This window comes from Pantoea sp. X-Soil-ISGK-421 (assembly GCF_059730785.1).
The window spans coordinates 1489688-1505776 of sequence record NZ_AP035979.1 but is presented as its reverse complement, the minus strand read 5'-3'; the positions used below and the strand labels follow the sequence as shown (position 1 = coordinate 1505776).

The following is a 16089-nucleotide window of genomic DNA, read 5'->3' as shown; positions in this document are numbered from 1 at the left end:
GCAGCCTGCTCAGGCTCTTCTATACTTCTGAATACTCATCACCCCAGCAGGATGAAAACTATGGCAAAGATTTTGGTGCTCTATTATTCGATGTACGGACATATTGAAACCATGGCGCAAGCTGTGGCCGAAGGTGCAAAGAGTGTTAGCGGTGCAGAGGTCACGATTCTGCGCGTGCCGGAAAGCATGGATGCGGAACGTTTTGCGCAGGTTGGCGGCAAAGTAAATCAGGCTGCGGCGGAAGCGAAACCGGAAGATTTGCCGCAGTACGATGCCATTATCGTCGGCACGCCGACGCGCTTCGGTAACATGGCCGGTCAGATGCGCAACTTCTGGGATCGCACCGGCGGACTTTGGGCCTCAGGTGCGCTGTACGGCAAAATTGCCAGCGTGTTTGCTTCCACTGGCACCGGCGGCGGCCAGGAGCAAACCATCACCTCCGTCTGGACCACCCTCGCCCACCACGGCATGGTGATTGTTCCCATCGGATACGGCACGAAAGAACTTTTCGACATCTCCCACGTACGCGGTGGCACGCCTTATGGTGCAACGACCCTTGCGGGCGGAGACGGATCGCGTCAACCCTCGGCGGAAGAGCTGGATATTGCCCGTTTTCAGGGCCAACACGTCGCGGGTTTGGCAGTAAAGCTGAAAGGATAAAATCCACAACAGGAGATCTTCATGACAACAGAACAGTCGAAAGAGCATCACGTCGGTGAATGGGCTTCGTTACGCCACACCTCACGCGAAATCGCTGAAGCCATTTTTGAGGTCGCTAACTACGACGAACGTTTAGCAGAGCAGATCTGGAGTCAGCAAGGCAGTGATGAAGTGCTGATTCGCGCATTTAAAAAGACCGACCAGGATGTTCTGACCTGGGACGATAAAACCGTCGAGCGCAAAAACGTTTAAGTTGCAGGCGGGCAATGTCCCGCCTTTGTTATTTTACATCGCCAAGGAGCCTTGTATGTCAGCCTATCAAAGTATCAATCCAGCCAATAACCAACTGCTAAAAGCGTGGGATGAGCACGATGATGCCTATGCACAACAAGCACTGAAAACCGCGGATGAGCTTTATCATTCCGCGTGGAGTAAAGGCGATATTCAGCCGCGTCTGCAGGTGTTGCACCGTTTAGCCGACTTAATCGACCAACGGGCCGAAGAGTTGGCAACCATCGCCAGTAAAGAGATGGGCAAGTTAATTGGGCAAAGCCGCGGTGAAGTGAAAATTTGTTCACAGATTGCCCGCTATTACGCTGAACATGCTGCCACCTTTTTGCAGCCGCAACCTTATGCCAGCGACGTAGGCGACGCCTGGCTTGAATATCACCCGATTGGTGTGATCGTCGCGGTTGAACCGTGGAATTTCCCTTACTATCAGCTGATGCGCGTGCTGGCGCCAAACCTGGCGCTGGGCAATCCGGTACTGGCTAAACACGCTAACATCGTGCCACACTGCGCGGATGTGTTTGAAAAGCTGGTGTCAGAAGCCGGTGCACCTAAAGGTGCGTGGACCAATCTGTTTATCTCCACCGATCAGGTGGCGGATTTGATTGCCGATTCGCGCGTGCAAGGTGTGGCGCTGACCGGTTCAGAACGTGCCGGCAGCGCGGTAGCGGAACAGGCCGGTAAGCATCTGAAAAAATCGACGCTGGAACTGGGCGGCAATGATGTGTTTGTGGTGCTCGACGATGCCGATATTGATGAAGCGGTACGCCAGGGCGCGCAAGGTCGACTCAGCAACTGCGGCCAGGTGTGTACCGCCGCTAAGCGCTTCGTTTTGCATGAGAAGATTGCCGATAAGTTTATGGCGAAATTCAGCGCCGCCCTGCAATCTGCCGTTCCCGGCGATCCCCTGGATGAGAAAACCACGCTCGGCCCGTTGTCATCCAAAGATGCTCGCGATCGTTTAGTGAAGCAGGTTGATGAAGCCGTGAAAAATGGCGCGCGTGTAGAGTTTGGCGGGCGCGCCATTGAGGGCGTTGGCTGCTATTACCAGCCAACGGTGCTGACTGGTTTGACCCCAGAGAATCCTGCTTACTATCAAGAGTTCTTTGGCCCGGTGGCACAAGTGTATGTGGTGGCGGACGACAACGCCGCCGTAGCGCTGGCCAATGATTCCCATTACGGACTTGGCGGATCGGTCTGGACCAAAGACATTGCGCGCGGCCGAAAGATGGCCTCACAGATTGAAACCGGCATGGTTTTCATTAATTCCCAAAGCGACACTTCGGCCGAGCTGCCCTTTGGTGGCGTGAAGCGTTCGGGCTATGGCCGCGAATTGTCGGACCTGGGTATTAAAGAGTTCGCCAACCAGAAATTGGTGGTCGTGGCCGGCTAATCATCGACATTCAGATTAGTTAAGTACATGTATGAGGCTGCAATGGTTAACATTGCAGCCCTTTTTTTACCAAAACATCGCTTTAAACCGATTTATAACAAAACGTTTTAGTTTAAGCCCTAACATTAAACTTCTGTATTTGTTGAAATTATTTTGAATTGGTTTTAATCAATCCGGTTGACTGCGGGGATTGAGACAAGTCGGATCATCTTTTTTTTATGCATCTCCGATTATGCGCGCATCGCTACGTATGGTGCGTGGCCTTCAAAAGAGATCAAATCGATGTCTAAATCGACGACTAGTAACCTCTCGCGCAGCAGAAGCGAGACTTCACACTCATCTGCAATGAGCAGCACAACCGCCGCGGCAACCTCTTTAAATAACGTATTGTCATCCGTTGATGCGCCGATCAAAGCCAACGAAGCCATCATTGATGCCATTCATTCTGAAAGCTACGGCAATACTTTACAGCCGGGCGAATTAGCAAGTAGCAATGTGCTGGTCTTTGAAGGCCGCGCGCAACCTAACAGCAGCGTGTTCCTGTACGACAACGGCAGAATCATTGCGCAAATTCGCACCTCCGCTAGCGGCAAATGGGTCTATTCAGACAATAAGTTCGTGCCGGGCGCGCATGATTTCAAAGTGCAGATTGTAAGCTACAGCACAGTGAATCCGCTGTCTGACAGCTTTGAAGTATCGGTGCCGCAGGCCGCCGCGAAGCCGATTGAGGTCTTTGGTGCCATTGACGATGCCAGCGAATATGCGCATTACATTCAGTCTGGCGCAACATCTAACGATACCACGCCGCAATTCCGTGGCCAGGCCGCTGCAAATGTGCTGGTACGCGTATATGACAATAATCAGGAAATTGGCTCGGTGATGACCGATCGTGACGGTCGTTGGGTCTTCAACGCCAACCTGAACGGCGGCAATCACAATGTCGTGTTCAAAGGCAACGATGGATCGGAGAGCAAAGCGTTTGCGCTGACCATCCAGACGCCCGATGCTAAACCCGTTTCCGTGTATGGTGCCATTGATGATGCGGGACAGTACGCGCATTACATTCAGTCTGGCGCCACCACCAACGACACCACGCCACAGTTCCGCGGCGAAGCCGGTCCGAAAACGCTGGTGCGCATTTATGACAACGGCAAAGAGATCGGTTCTGTCATGAGCGGCAGCGACGGTCGTTGGGTTTACGATGCGAAACTTGATGGCGGCAACCACAGCCTGGTGTTTAAAGCCGGTGTCGGTACGGACAGCCAGCCATTTGTATTGAATATTCAGTCGCCTGACACTAAACCGGTCGAAATTTCCTATGTAGTTGATGATGCAGGCCAATACCCGCGTGCCATCGGATCTGGTTCAACCACCAATGACACCACGCCACAGTTCAACGGTAAAGCCGGCCCGAACGTATTGGTTCGCGTGTATGACCACGGTAAAGAGATCGGTTCAGTAATGTCTGCCAGCGATGGTCGCTGGGTGTATAACGCTAAACTGACTGGCGGCAATCACAGCCTGGTATTCAAAGCCGGTGCAGGTTCAGAAAGCCAGCCGTTTACACTGAATATCGTTTCCAACGAAAGCCAGCCAATTGAGATCTATGATGTCAAAGATGACAGCAACGGTTCATGGCGTTCGGTCACACCGGGAGGGAGCACCGAAGATACAACCCCTACTTTTGCTGGCCAGGCGGGAAAAAACGTTGTGCTGTATGCGTTTAATGGCGATGCGTTGATCGGCTCTTTCACCACCAACAGCTCGGGTTTTTGGTTCTACGAGCCTACGCTCGACGTGGGAAGCTACAATCTGATCTTCAAAACCAGTGCTGGTACAGAAAGCACACCGTTTAGTTTCACCATCACCGCGCCAGAACCTGAAGTGCCGGTTGACCCTGAACCTGAAGTCCCTGTCGATCCTGAGCCTGAAGTACCGGTTGACCCGGAACCTGAAGTCCCTGTCGATCCTGAGCCTGAAGTGCCGGTTGACCCGGAACCTGAAGTCCCTGTTGATCCTGAGCCTGAAGTGCCGCAAACGCCGGTTATCGATTACATTCGTGATGACAAAGGCGTGGGTCGTCTGGTGGGTGAAAACGAAACGATTGATGACGATACCCCAACTCTGTTTGGTACTGCAGAGCCCGGCTCTTTGGTGGAAATTTGGGATAACGACGTCAAAATTGGTGAACGCCGCGTGGGTGCAAGCGGTTCATGGGAGTTCACACCTGTAAGGCCAGCCTGGCTGGAAAACGGCAAACACAGCTTTGTGATCAAATCCAGCAATGGCACTGAAACGGCACCGTTTGACATCATCATTCACGTTCCTGTCACCATAGATTTGGTCAGCAGCAATGAGGGTCACAAAGGCGAAGGCCCGAACGAAACGGCAGATACCACACCAAGCCTGTTTGGTACCGGACCAAAAGGCGTAATTGTCCGTCTGTATGAAGGCGATGTAGAGATTGGCTCTGCGGTAACCAACAGTGGTAACGGCAACTGGGTGATCGTGCTGACGCAACCGTTGAGTGCGGGTGCCCACGCGGTTGTCGCTAAATTTGGTGATGAGAATGTCAGCAATGAGTACGCTTTCACTATTACCAGCCAGGATAGCGTTGAACCTGAAGTGCCTGTCACACCAGTTGAACCTGAAGTGCCGGTTGAGCCTGAACCTGAAGTTCCCGTCACGCCGGTGGAACCTGAAGTGCCGGTTGAACCTGAACCTGAAGTTCCCGTCACGCCGGTGGAACCTGAAGTGCCGGTTGAACCCGCGCCAGTGTTTCGTATCAGTCAGGTTACAGATAATTTCTTCAATACGGGTATGCTCAATGCCAATGGTTTGACTGACGACAATCAGCCACTGTTCAGAGGTTCTGCACCAGCGAATACCTTGGTGCGTATTTACGACAATGGCATTGAGATTGCGTCTGTTACTGCCAACAGCAATGGCCTTTGGACATTTAAGCCTACCAGTGCATTGGCCTTGGGTGAACATGCGTTCACTGCGGGTGAAAATGCGGCCAACACCAGTCAGGCGTTTAATTTCACAGTGACACCAGCCGATGCGGTGCGCGGTATCGTGCTGGAAGGTATTGATAACCATGATGCGGTGAATCAGTCCATCGGTTATTTCAGCAAAAATGACAGCACCAGCGACAACACCCCAGGTTTCTCCGGCGTGGCTATCGCCAACTCCATCGTTACCATTAATATCGATGGTCGCGATGTCGGCACCACTATGTCAGATGCTTACGGTCGCTGGAGCTTCCAAACTACCGAAGCCTTAGATTCTGGTCGTCATGTCGTTATGGCAAATGACACTGGCAGCCTGCCGGGTGTACCGTTCGAGTTCTCGGTCAAACACCCAAGCGACATCCGCATCGATTTCCGCGTGTTCAGTGACGACGACGGTGAAAGCGTAGTGACCTACGGTGCTACCACCGACGATGCCACTCCGCTGCTGCGCGGTGTGGCGGGACAAAATATCGTGCTGCAAATCTTCGACAACGATAATTTGGTGGGGAGCGTGCTGACAGCCGCCGATGGCCGCTGGTCCTTTACGCTGGACGCGCAGAACGGCGATCATTCGATCGTGGTTAAAGGTGAATATCTGGAGAGCTTTGCCTGGACGTTTACCGTTGCTGCTGAATCTAGCGGAGAATTAATCCAGACATCGGCTCTTGATGCAATGAACATTATGGGTATAGGTGTCAGCGATCTGCTGGGTGACGCGGAGAAAACGTTGCTGACTAATGGCGAAACGCAGGAGCCTGAAGCAATTGCGTTGCAAATCACGTCTGAAGATTTGTCGGTTACTACAGCGCATGGTATTGCAGCACAATTCAACGCCACACTGCCTGCCATTAACGATGATGAGTATCACGTTATCTAAAATGAAACAGTCGGGAAGTTAAACCAAACGGATGGTTCTCCATCCGTTTTTTTGCCCAGTTAATGGGTGTAAAAAAAAGGCCGCAACGTTAACCGCTGCGGCCTTTTTATCATGCACTATCCTACGAAGGGGATTTTAGTTGCTGCTAGCCGGTTTTGTTGGCTCTTCCGGCTTGGCTGGCGTGGCATCCGCCTGCGCTTTTTGCGCAGTAGCAGCATCCGCTTTCGCTTTGTCATCCGCTGCTTTTTGGGCTGAGGCTTTCTCTGCTTTCGCCTTTTCATCAGCAGCTTTCTGCGCGGCCGCTTTATCCGCTTTCACTTTCTCTTCAGCGGCCTTCGCCTCTGCTGCTTTCTGAGCGGCAGCTTTATCTGCTACTGCTTTGTCTGCTGACGCTTTATCGGCAGCAGCCTGATCGGCTTTCTGATTGGCATCGTCACTGGCTGGGGCCGCGGCGGCAGGCGCCGGCTGTGCGGCAGGCGCTGGAGCAGCGGCAGGCTGCAATGGCGTACCCTGCAATGCACCGTTTAACGCACCAGTGAACTGATCCCAGCTGCAGTAGCCATTGGCATCGGTATCACAACCCGCCAGCTGCAGCGTGACGCGCTTTGGAGGATTCTTCAGGCTCAACACATCGGCATCGCGCAGCTGATCCGCAGTTTGGTATACATATTCCACCTTCAGCAGATCTTTGTTGTTCTTCACATCGTGCCAGCGTTCGAATACCACCTGACCACCGATCGGCGTTTTCTCGTCGTTGCCCGGTAATTCATACGGCTTGACCTGTAACGCGCTGAGTAACGAAGCGATGTTGGAATCATGGCCAACCATCAGCGTCACTTTTGGCGCGTTAGCTTTGTCCTGATCGACTAACTGGCTGCGGATATAATCCACCAGCGGTGCGGCCACTTCGCGCGCCACTTCAGGAGAAGCAAACAGCGCATCCTGATAACCGTTTTTGATCGACGCCAACGCTTTCCACTGCTCAGGCGTTTTGATCTGGCCCCACGCGACCTGATCGGCTGGGAAACCTTCGTAATATTGCAGCGTGAATGCATCGACCAATGAGTTGCCGATTTTCAGCGGACCGCTTACGTTAGGTTCTTTACCGTTATCCGCGCTGAAGGTGTTATCACCGCTGCTCAAATCACACTGCTTTTTGCCGTTACAGGCCGGTGCAGATTTGTAATCAACAATTTTTTCCAGATGCTGGAAGGCCGGCTTCAGCGCCAGTTTTTCGTTGGCGGCGGTCATGGCAGCCAACGCTTTTTTGTTGAATTCATCGCTGCCGTCGGTGACGACGGGATTGAAGATCGGGTCCATGGTGCCCATCGCATCCTGATGGGTTACCGCAATGTCACAGCCTGGGAATGCGCCAGTGATAAAGTACTGCGCGGTTGCCACGGTGCGCTGCAGGCTGTTGGCGTAAACAAAGATGTTGCTGCTGTCCGGACATGTCCCGTTCTGGACTAAGCCCTGCTGTGCCAGCCACTGACGGGTGTAATTACCCATATAGACTTCCAGCACGCCACCTTTGGTGGTCAACTCGCCACCCGCGACATCCCACTGCGGCCAGCTCTTTTTAGTGGATTGCTCCAGCACGCTGCCATTATTGGCAAGCGGCGCACGCAGATTATGACGGCTTAACATCAGCACCTGCTGGAGTTGCATATCTCCGTCCGCAGCGTATGCGGACATGCCCATCGGGAGCGCAGCGATGACTGACAACGCGCAAAGACTCAGTTTCTTGATCATTGTGCCTATTCCATAATTCATCAGTGAAACACTCTGGCTTTCAAACGATTAGCCCGCCAAAGAGCGAATTACCGCACAGTGTAACTCAGCTTGCATCGGAAAATCGCCAGATGTTTGCAAAAACCGTGATTGGAATATAGCAGTAAACGCGCGCGGCGTTGCTGAACGGCAGCAGATTGAAAAGCAACGCGATGTTTTTCGGAATCTGTGAATGCAGAAAAGCAAAAAGCCCGCATTTCTGCGGGCTTCTTTAATATGGCGGAGGAACAGAGATTCGAACTCTGGGATGGTTTCCCATCGACGGTTTTCAAGACCGTTGCCTTAAGCCACTCGGCCATCCCTCCGGGGATTTCTTGTTGCGTCACTCTGCGAGAGTGAATGGCGGAGGAGGAGAGATTCGAACTCTCGGATGGTTTCCCATCGACGGTTTTCAAGACCGTTGCCTTAAGCCACTCGGCCACCCCTCCGCAATGAGGCGCACTATAAACATCCCCCATAACGATGTAAAGCCTGCAATGAATCGTTCGGCTGAAAAACAGCCAAATTTTATTTTTTTGGCGTCAAATTCACCATTCTGCTCAGTGAAACAGCAATTTATCGCGTAAAGATGGGTAAAACGCCTTTTCTGTCTCTCAGTCGCTGCGTATCCTCGTGACATATTTGGTGTTTCTCTCTTTAAGGAGCGCATGATGGAAAGAATTTTTAGCTCGTCGCAGCAATCGTTAGTCAGCACCCACAAAGTGCTGCGCAATACCTATTTGTTACTTGGCTTTACGCTGGCCTTCTCAGCGGTCACAGCCACACTCAGCACGGTATTTGCCTTGCCTTCACCGGGCCTGATTCTGATGCTGGTTGGCTTTTATGGTTTGATGTTCCTGACACATAAACTGGCTAACAGCCCGGCAGGTATTCTGGCTGCCTTCGCCTTTACCGGTTTCCTCGGCTACTGCCTTGGCCCAATACTCAGCTCATTCCTCACTGCAGGCATGGGTGATGTGATCGCCATGGCGCTGGGCGGCACCGCATTGGTGTTCTTCGGTTGCTCGGCCTATGTGCTGACCACGCGCCGTGATATGTCATTCCTGAGCGGCATGATGATGGCCGGCTTTGTCGTATTGCTGGTGGCGGTGGTTGCGAATATCTTCCTGCAACTGCCTGCGCTGCATCTGGCGATTAGCGCCCTGTTCATCCTGTTCTCTGCCGGTGCTATCCTGTGGGAAACCAGCAACATCATTCACGGCGGCGAAACCAACTACATTCGTGCAACCGTGAGCCTGTACGTATCGCTGTATAACATCTTTGTTAGCCTGTTGAGCCTGCTGGGCTTCGCTAATCGCGATTAAGTTACCGCAACAGCAATTAAACCCCGCTTCGGCGGGGTTTTTGCTTTTTGGGGCCGAGCGAATTTACAATGTATGAATTAACATCATGAGGAATAACTGTGATTTTTGCCGGTAATGAAATAGCCACCGATGCGGAAGGCTATTTGAAAAATAGCGCGGACTGGAGCGAGCCACTGGCTGCGGCTATCGCAGAACAAGAAGCAATAGTAATGAGCGAAGCACACTGGGAAGTGGTGCTCTTTGTGCGTGCGTTTTACCAGGAGTTTAATACCTCACCAGCGGTGCGTATGCTGGTGAAAGCGATGGCGCAAAAATATGGCGAGGAGAAAGGTAACAGCCGTTATCTGTTCCGCCTGTTCCCGGAAGGCCCGGCGAAACAAGCCACCAAAATTGCCGGATTGCCAAAGCCGGCTAAGTGTTTGTGATTAGCCCGTGGTGAATCGGGTGGGCATTTCCGCTGGCTGATGCGGCTCCACCAGCACCTTATCCACCCGCGCACTGCGCGGCCCGCCAGCTTTCAACCAGCTGATTAATTCATCGACCTGTTGTGCTTCGCCGGACGCCAGCACTTCAACGCTGCCGTCGGCCAGATTGTGCGCATAACCGTTAAGATTCAGCTCTCTGGCCTGCGCTTGCGTGTGGTAGCGAAATCCCACGCCCTGCACCATGCCATGCACCCAGATTTTGCAGCATGTGGTTGCCATTGCGTTCTCCCCTCACCTTGCGTTGCAATTTGTCGCCATCCGCCGGAAAATGGCGCCTCATTTTTTCAGGTAAGCATAGCAAACTATGACCGTTCGATTGATTCTCGCAAAGGGACGTGAAAAATCCCTGCTCCGCCGCCATCCGTGGGTGTTCTCTGGTGCCGTTGCACGTATGGAAGGTAAAGCCCAGTCTGGTGAAACCATTGATGTCTGCGACAGCAATGGCAAATGGCTGGCTCGCGCCGCGTATTCTCCGCAATCCCAAATTCGCGCACGCGTCTGGAGCTGGCAACAGGATGAGTCAATCGACATCACCTTCTTCGTGCGCCGCTTAGAGCAAGCACAATTATGGCGTGACTGGCTGGCAAAACGTGATGGGCTGGATAGCTATCGCCTGATTGCCGGTGAGTCAGATGGCATGCCGGGCGTTACCATCGATCGTTTTGGCAACTTCCTCGTACTGCAACTGTTGTCTGCGGGTGCGGAGTATCAGCGTCCGGCCATCGTCTCAGCACTGCAACAATGCTTCCCGGAGTGCGCTATTTACGATCGCTCAGACGTCGCGGTGCGTAAAAAAGAGGGACTGGAGCTGGCTCAGGGTCCAGTTTCAGGTGAACTGCCGCCTTCGCTGCTGCCGATCACTGAACATGGCATGAAGCTGCTGGTAGACATTCAGGGCGGCCATAAAACCGGTTATTACCTTGACCAGCGTGACAGCCGATTTGCCACGCGTGGCTACTCAAAAAATGCGCGCGTGCTGAACTGCTTCTCCTACACCGGTGGTTTTGCGGTTTCTGCATTGATGGGGGGTTGCCGTGAAGTCATTAGCGTTGATACCTCGCAGGATGCGCTCGACGTGGCGAAACAGAACGTTGAGCTTAATGGTTTAGATGTGTCACGCGCGCAGTTCGTACGTGACGACGTGTTCAAACTGTTGCGCCGTTATCGCGACAGCGGCGAGAAGTTCGATGTGATCGTGATGGATCCGCCGAAATTCGTCGAGAACAAGAACCAGCTGATGGGTGCCTGCCGCGGCTATAAAGATATCAATATGCTGGCGATTCAGCTGTTGAATCCCGGCGGCGTGTTGCTGACCTACTCTTGTTCCGGCCTGATGCCGACCGATTTGTTCCAGAAAATCATCGCTGACGCCGCCGTTGATGCGGGTCGTGATGTACAATTTATAGAGCAGTTCCGTCAGGCAGCCGACCATCCGGTGATCGCCAGCTATCCTGAAGGGCTTTATCTGAAAGGTTTTGCCTGCCGCGTGCTGTGACTTGAAAACACTGTTCCTGCCTCCATATCGGTAGCAGGGCAGTCTTTTGGGAGGTCACAATGATTACGACTAAATTTGGAATTGGACAGCAGGTCCGACATCGTCTCTCCGGGGTGCTCGGCGTTATCGTGGATGTCGATCCGGAGTTTTCGCTTGATGAGCCAGAGGTTGATGATGTCGCTGCTAGCGAAACGCTACGCGCCGCGCCCTGGTATCATGTGGTGATGGAAGATGAAGAAGGCGATCAGGTCCACACCTACGTGGCTGAAATTCAGCTGGCAGGTGAAACCTCATTCGAGCATCCTGAACAACCTTCGATGGATGAGCTTGCTGCTACAATCCGGCAACAGCTGCAGGCGCCAAGCCTGCGACACTAATGACAACGGCGACGCAGGTCGCCGCTTCTGTTTTACTGTGTGATGCCCAGTCGTGGGATTTCAATCTTTGGACAACGGTCCATTATTACGGTCATACCGGCATCTTGCGCCAAGACCGCCGCCTGCTCATTAATCACGCCAAGTTGTAACCACAATGTCTCCGCACCAATGGCGATCGCTTCCTGCGCCACGCCCCACGCCGCTTCGGCATTGCGAAATACATCCACCATATCCACTTTTCCCGGCACATCCGCCAACGTGGCATAAGCCGTTTGGCCGAGAAGCTGTTGTCCTGCCAGTTTAGGACTGACCGGAATCACCTCGTATCCTTGATCAAGCAAATATTTCATGACGCCATAGCTCGCGCGGTCGGGACGATCGCTGGCACCCACTAATGCGATACGTTTGGTTTTGGTCAGTACATCGCGAATTGTTTGATCATTCATCTTTTTTCTCCGGGTTCATTCGCTTAAGTGTAGATGGCATTGCGTTTCACACTGCAACTGTTAAGCATGAGAACTTTGCGCGTCAGCACGAATAAATATGTAAAAATGTAAATTTACTGCCATAATGTAATACTTTGCTACACATAATCGATTTACCCCCTTTTGCCGGGAGTTGAAATGAAGCTGTCCTTAACTGCTACGGGTTTACTGATGTTGCTCGTATCAGCCTCCTGCCACGCCATCACTCTCAAACTTGATCCCGAGATCGAACTGCTGGTGCTGGACGGGCGTAAAATCTCTGGTTCGCTGCTGAAAGGTGCTGGCAGTCTTGAGTTGGAACGGGGGCAGCATCAATTTCTATTTCGTGTGGAAAAACCTGGCGCTGACACCTCGCACTTTCAATCCGTGCCGATGATTGTCACTTTTAACGCCAACGCCCATTCAGTAGCTATCCGTTTGCCCGCGCTAAATAATCGTCGCGAACGTACGACCTTTAATAAAACACTCAACTTTCAGCTGATTGATGAACGTGGCATGGAGATCACCAGCCTGCGCGACCAGTTGCCGAAGGAGAGTGATCATGATTTTGAAAAGGCGATGGTGAATTACAACCGCGATGCGCATGCCGCGTCTGTACCGCGTTTCGCCTTGCATTCGCTTAGTGCCAGCGAGGCGCAGCTGAATCTGGATTACGCCTGGCAGGACGTCAGCGATCTCCCCTCTTTACAAGGCTGGTTCAAGCGTTTTGATGCCGCCACACGTTTGCGTTTTATTAGCTGGATGAAAACTTTACGCACAAGTTGATAGTGATGAAATGCCAGGGGTAAACTCCTGCATTAATAAATAATGCATGAGAAGAAACAGGAAGCCCTATGGAGCAGACCGTTCGTACCCTTCAAGTTCAAAAACATGTCGCCCTCGTTGCGCACGATCACTGTAAAGCCTCGCTGTTAGAGTGGGTGCAAATCAACCAAAGCACGCTCCAGCAGCATGTGCTTTACGCCACCGGCACCACCGGTAATCTTATTAATCGTCATACCGGATTGGATGTAAATGCCATGCTGAGCGGCCCAATGGGTGGCGATCAGCAAGTGGGCGCATTGATTTCGGAAGGGAAAATTGATGTGCTGATTTTCTTCTGGGATCCGCTAAATGCAGTACCGCACGATCCGGATGTGAAAGCGTTGCTGCGTTTGGCCACGGTGTGGAATATCCCGGTGGCCAATAACCGCACCACCGCAGATTTTATTATCCAGTCACCGAAATTTGCACAGCAGATTGAGATTCAGATTCCAGACTATCAGCGTTATCTCGCCGATCGTCTGAAACCCTAATCATCAGGCCTTACGGCTTTGCGGCACACCCAACTCGCGCAGGTGTTCGACAAATACCGAAGGCCGGTCTTTATCGAACATTAGCCACACCTGCTGACGTGCGCGCGTCATCGCCACATACGCCAGACGTCGCTCCTCCGCATCCGGGAAATCTTCCGGCTGCGGCAGCAAACCCTCTTCCATAATTGATTCACGCGCTTCAGCCGGGAAACCATCGCGTCCCTGATACAGGCCAAGCACAATGACAAAATCCGCCTGTTGACCTTTGCTGGCATGTATCGTCATAAAATCCAGCTGCAGTTTCGGCCAGCGCGTTTTGGCTTTATCGAGGATTGATGGACGTAAATGGTGGTACCGCGCCAACAGCAGCACGCGCTCATCGGGTTTGGCATAACCACTTAACTTATCCAACAACGGCTCCAGCTGCTCCTGCGGCAGCAACGTCACCGATTTTTTGTTGCCCTTGCTCAAACTATTCAGCGGCTTGCGCAGCTGATGCGGGTTTTGCTGCACAAAGCGATTGGCAATCTCACCAATGCGATCGTTAAAGCGATATGTGGTATCGAGCACGCAGCGATCGCCATCGCCGAAATAGTGATGGAACGCGGTGGTCAGGCTCATTTCAGCACCGCTAAAGCGATAGATTGCCTGCCAGTCATCGCCCACCGCGTAAAGACTCGTGCGTTTGTTTTGCTGGCGCAGCGCCGTCAGCAGTGCGGCTCGCTGCGGTGAGATATCCTGAAATTCATCGACCAGAATATGCTTCCAGGGGCTGATAAAACGCCCTTTTTCCAGAACAGCAATCGCCTGATGAATCAGACCGGAAAAATCGACCGCGCCCTCCTCTTTTAGCGCGCTTTTCCACGCTTTGAGCAGTGGTGCCATCAGTTTGACGCGCTTGCTAAAGTTATCGCGCTGCGCTTCTGCAACATCCGCAATCATCGCCGCCTGCGCGCCACCGTGCATACGCATCAAACCCAGCCAGCGCTCCATGCGTGAGGCGATACGCTGCGCCAGTTTGTCATCCTGCCAAAACGGACCTTCGGGGATCTCCCACTCCAGCTCCTCCTGCAACCACTGACGCCAGCCGCTTGCCTGCGCTTTCTTGCTGTTGCACTGCTCACGCCAGGTCGCAATCAGCAGTTGTCGGCGCGCCTTGCTGTCGCTTTCCAGTTTGCTGATCACCGGCTGTTTGTTACTGCCTTCACGGATGATATGCAGCGCCAGCGCATGGAACGTACGCGCCTGAATCGCGCTCTCGCCAAGACGCGTTTGAATACGGTCATTCATCTCTTCTGCCGCCTGACGACCAAACGCCAGCAGCAAAATTTGATCCGGTTGCGCCAGCTTGCGTTGCAGCAACCAACCCGCGCGCGCCACCAGCACCGAGGTTTTGCCACTGCCGGCACCCGCCAGCACCAGCAGGGCATCTTCGCCATTCACCACGGCTTCACATTGCGATGGGTTAAGCGGTGTCGTTTCAACCGTGGAGAAGAATTCGTGATAATCGCTGAGGATCTTACGGGTCCATTCGCGATTGCGTTGGCGAATGGCCGTTTCACCCTGCTCTAGCCATTGCTGGCAGAATTCCCAGCGTTCACGGCAGTTGTCGAACTCGGCAATGCGAGCCAGGGGCAACGGCAATGCGGAAAACTGACGCGTAATACTCTCTTTTACCGTGCTCAGTTCGCTGCGTTTTAGCCAGCGGTCCTGCTGCGTGAAGGCGAGGATTTCCTGCTCCAGCGCGACGAGCACTTCAGCGCTCACCTCGCTCATCTCCAGGCTCCACTGCTGCCAGGCGTGTTGTAAGTAGTGGAAAAAACGCTGAGTTTCCTGCCATTCAGTGCCATGCAAACGCACCACTTTCTCGCCAGGCAGCAAAAACTCCAGTTCGCCCCACACCATGCCGCGTTTGCAGGCAATGTTGAGTAACTGGTTAAACGGAATCAGATATTCATGGCGATCACCACTGACTTCCACGCCGGCGGCCAGCAAACGCACCCGATTATAGGGATGCTGTGCCAGACGTTTGCCCATCGATGTTGCTTTCAGTTCCATGTCCGCACCGTCATGTGGAATTCTTTATCGCGCAGTTTACCTGTCAGACTCTTGGCGCTCCAGCCTTAAAACAGGCTAAACTTGGCGCCACATATTGCGGATTGCAAAAGGAAAATCGCGTTTATGCGTACCGTACTTAATATTCTGAACTTCATTCTTGGCGGCTTTTTCACCACCCTCAGCTGGCTGTTTGCCACGCTGGTCAGCATCGTGTTGATTTTTACGCTGCCCTTGACGCGCTCCTGCTGGGAAATCACCAAACTTTCTCTGCTGCCCTTTGGCAACGAAGCCGTGCATGTGGATGTGCTGCGTCCCGATAGCAAAAGCCATGTGATGAACACTGGCGGAACCTTCCTCAACATCTTCTGGCTGGTGCTGTTCGGCTGGTGGCTATGTCTGGCGCATATCTCGGCCGGTATTGTGCAGTGCCTGACGATCATTGGCATCCCTGTAGGCATCGCTAACTTCAAAATTGCCGCGATTGCGCTGTGGCCAGTAGGCCGCCGCGTGGTCTCGGTGGAAGAAGCTCAGGCTGCGCGTGAAGCCAATGCGCGTCGCCGTTACTGA

15 protein-coding genes and 2 tRNA genes are annotated in these 16089 nt (G+C 53.0%); 11 read left to right on the top strand and 6 right to left on the bottom strand.

What is annotated here, in order from left to right:
• Positions 1-60: 60 nt before the first annotated feature.
• The 4 genes from wrbA (at position 61) to AC6I8K_RS06885 (ending at position 6232) form a co-directional block, all read left to right on the top strand.
• Positions 61-660 carry an NAD(P)H:quinone oxidoreductase gene (wrbA, locus tag AC6I8K_RS06900; protein WP_064740798.1) on the top strand — a complete coding sequence of 200 codons (600 nt, stop codon included), beginning with the start codon at positions 61-63 and terminating at the stop codon, positions 658-660.
• A 21-nt stretch (positions 661-681) separates the two neighbouring features.
• Positions 682-912 carry a YccJ family protein gene (locus AC6I8K_RS06895; RefSeq protein ID WP_007887329.1) on the top strand — a complete coding sequence of 77 codons (231 nt, stop codon included), beginning with the start codon at positions 682-684 and terminating at the stop codon, positions 910-912.
• Positions 913-967: 55 nt separating this feature from the next.
• Positions 968-2341 carry an NAD-dependent succinate-semialdehyde dehydrogenase gene (locus AC6I8K_RS06890; RefSeq protein WP_497826435.1) on the top strand — a complete coding sequence of 458 codons (1374 nt, stop codon included), beginning with the start codon at positions 968-970 and terminating at the stop codon, positions 2339-2341.
• Positions 2342-2686: 345 nt separating this feature from the next.
• Positions 2687-6232, top strand: a complete 3546-nt coding sequence (locus tag AC6I8K_RS06885; protein WP_497826434.1) for an Ig-like domain-containing protein — start codon at positions 2687-2689, stop codon at positions 6230-6232.
• Between the two features lie 135 nt (positions 6233-6367).
• Here AC6I8K_RS06885 and agp read toward each other — a convergent pair whose 3' ends face one another.
• From agp to AC6I8K_RS06870, 3 genes are all read right to left on the bottom strand, one after another.
• Positions 6368-7984 (bottom strand): bifunctional glucose-1-phosphatase/inositol phosphatase, encoded by a 1617-nt coding sequence (agp, locus tag AC6I8K_RS06880; RefSeq protein WP_497826433.1) that lies wholly within the window; start codon positions 7982-7984, stop codon positions 6368-6370.
• Between the two features lie 256 nt (positions 7985-8240).
• Positions 8241-8328: transfer RNA gene (locus tag AC6I8K_RS06875), tRNA-Ser, on the bottom strand.
• A gap of 35 nt (positions 8329-8363) precedes the next feature.
• Positions 8364-8451: transfer RNA gene (locus AC6I8K_RS06870), tRNA-Ser, on the bottom strand.
• Positions 8452-8673: 222 nt separating this feature from the next.
• Between AC6I8K_RS06870 and yccA the strand changes: the two genes are divergently transcribed.
• Positions 8674-9327 carry an FtsH protease modulator YccA gene (gene yccA, locus AC6I8K_RS06865; RefSeq protein ID WP_007887332.1) on the top strand — a complete coding sequence of 218 codons (654 nt, stop codon included), beginning with the start codon at positions 8674-8676 and terminating at the stop codon, positions 9325-9327.
• A gap of 98 nt (positions 9328-9425) precedes the next feature.
• A complete protein-coding gene (gene tusE / locus AC6I8K_RS06860; protein WP_483817136.1) occupies positions 9426-9752 on the top strand; it encodes a sulfurtransferase TusE in 327 nt (108 codons plus the stop codon).
• On the opposite strand, the gene yccX is transcribed toward tusE, so the two are convergent.
• Positions 9753-10031 (bottom strand): acylphosphatase, encoded by a 279-nt coding sequence (yccX, locus tag AC6I8K_RS06855; protein WP_483817135.1) that lies wholly within the window; start codon positions 10029-10031, stop codon positions 9753-9755.
• A gap of 85 nt (positions 10032-10116) precedes the next feature.
• Between yccX and rlmI the strand changes: the two genes are divergently transcribed.
• Both rlmI and hspQ read left to right on the top strand, forming a co-directional pair.
• Complete coding sequence (rlmI, locus tag AC6I8K_RS06850; protein WP_064740791.1) at positions 10117-11307, top strand: 23S rRNA (cytosine(1962)-C(5))-methyltransferase RlmI; 1191 nt, start codon at positions 10117-10119, stop codon at positions 11305-11307.
• A 59-nt stretch (positions 11308-11366) separates the two neighbouring features.
• Positions 11367-11684 (top strand): heat shock protein HspQ, encoded by a 318-nt coding sequence (hspQ, locus tag AC6I8K_RS06845; RefSeq protein WP_064740790.1) that lies wholly within the window; start codon positions 11367-11369, stop codon positions 11682-11684.
• A 32-nt stretch (positions 11685-11716) separates the two neighbouring features.
• On the opposite strand, the gene AC6I8K_RS06840 is transcribed toward hspQ, so the two are convergent.
• A complete protein-coding gene (locus tag AC6I8K_RS06840; protein ID WP_064740789.1) occupies positions 11717-12130 on the bottom strand; it encodes a CoA-binding protein in 414 nt (137 codons plus the stop codon).
• Between the two features lie 177 nt (positions 12131-12307).
• On the opposite strand from AC6I8K_RS06840, the gene AC6I8K_RS06835 reads away from it, so the two are divergent.
• Positions 12308-12934, top strand: coding sequence for a YccT family protein (locus tag AC6I8K_RS06835; RefSeq protein WP_497826432.1), 627 nt, complete (start codon positions 12308-12310; stop codon positions 12932-12934).
• Between the two features lie 68 nt (positions 12935-13002).
• The gene (locus tag AC6I8K_RS06830) at positions 13003-13464 is read left to right on the top strand and encodes a methylglyoxal synthase (protein WP_497826431.1); all 462 of its coding nucleotides are present in this window, start codon (positions 13003-13005) and stop codon (positions 13462-13464) included.
• Between the two features lie 3 nt (positions 13465-13467).
• Here AC6I8K_RS06830 and helD read toward each other — a convergent pair whose 3' ends face one another.
• On the bottom strand, positions 13468-15522 hold the full coding sequence (helD, locus tag AC6I8K_RS06825) for a DNA helicase IV (RefSeq protein ID WP_497826430.1): 2055 nt from the start codon (positions 15520-15522) through the stop codon (positions 13468-13470).
• Between the two features lie 123 nt (positions 15523-15645).
• On the opposite strand from helD, the gene AC6I8K_RS06820 reads away from it, so the two are divergent.
• Complete coding sequence (locus AC6I8K_RS06820; protein WP_064740785.1) at positions 15646-16089, top strand: YccF domain-containing protein; 444 nt, start codon at positions 15646-15648, stop codon at positions 16087-16089.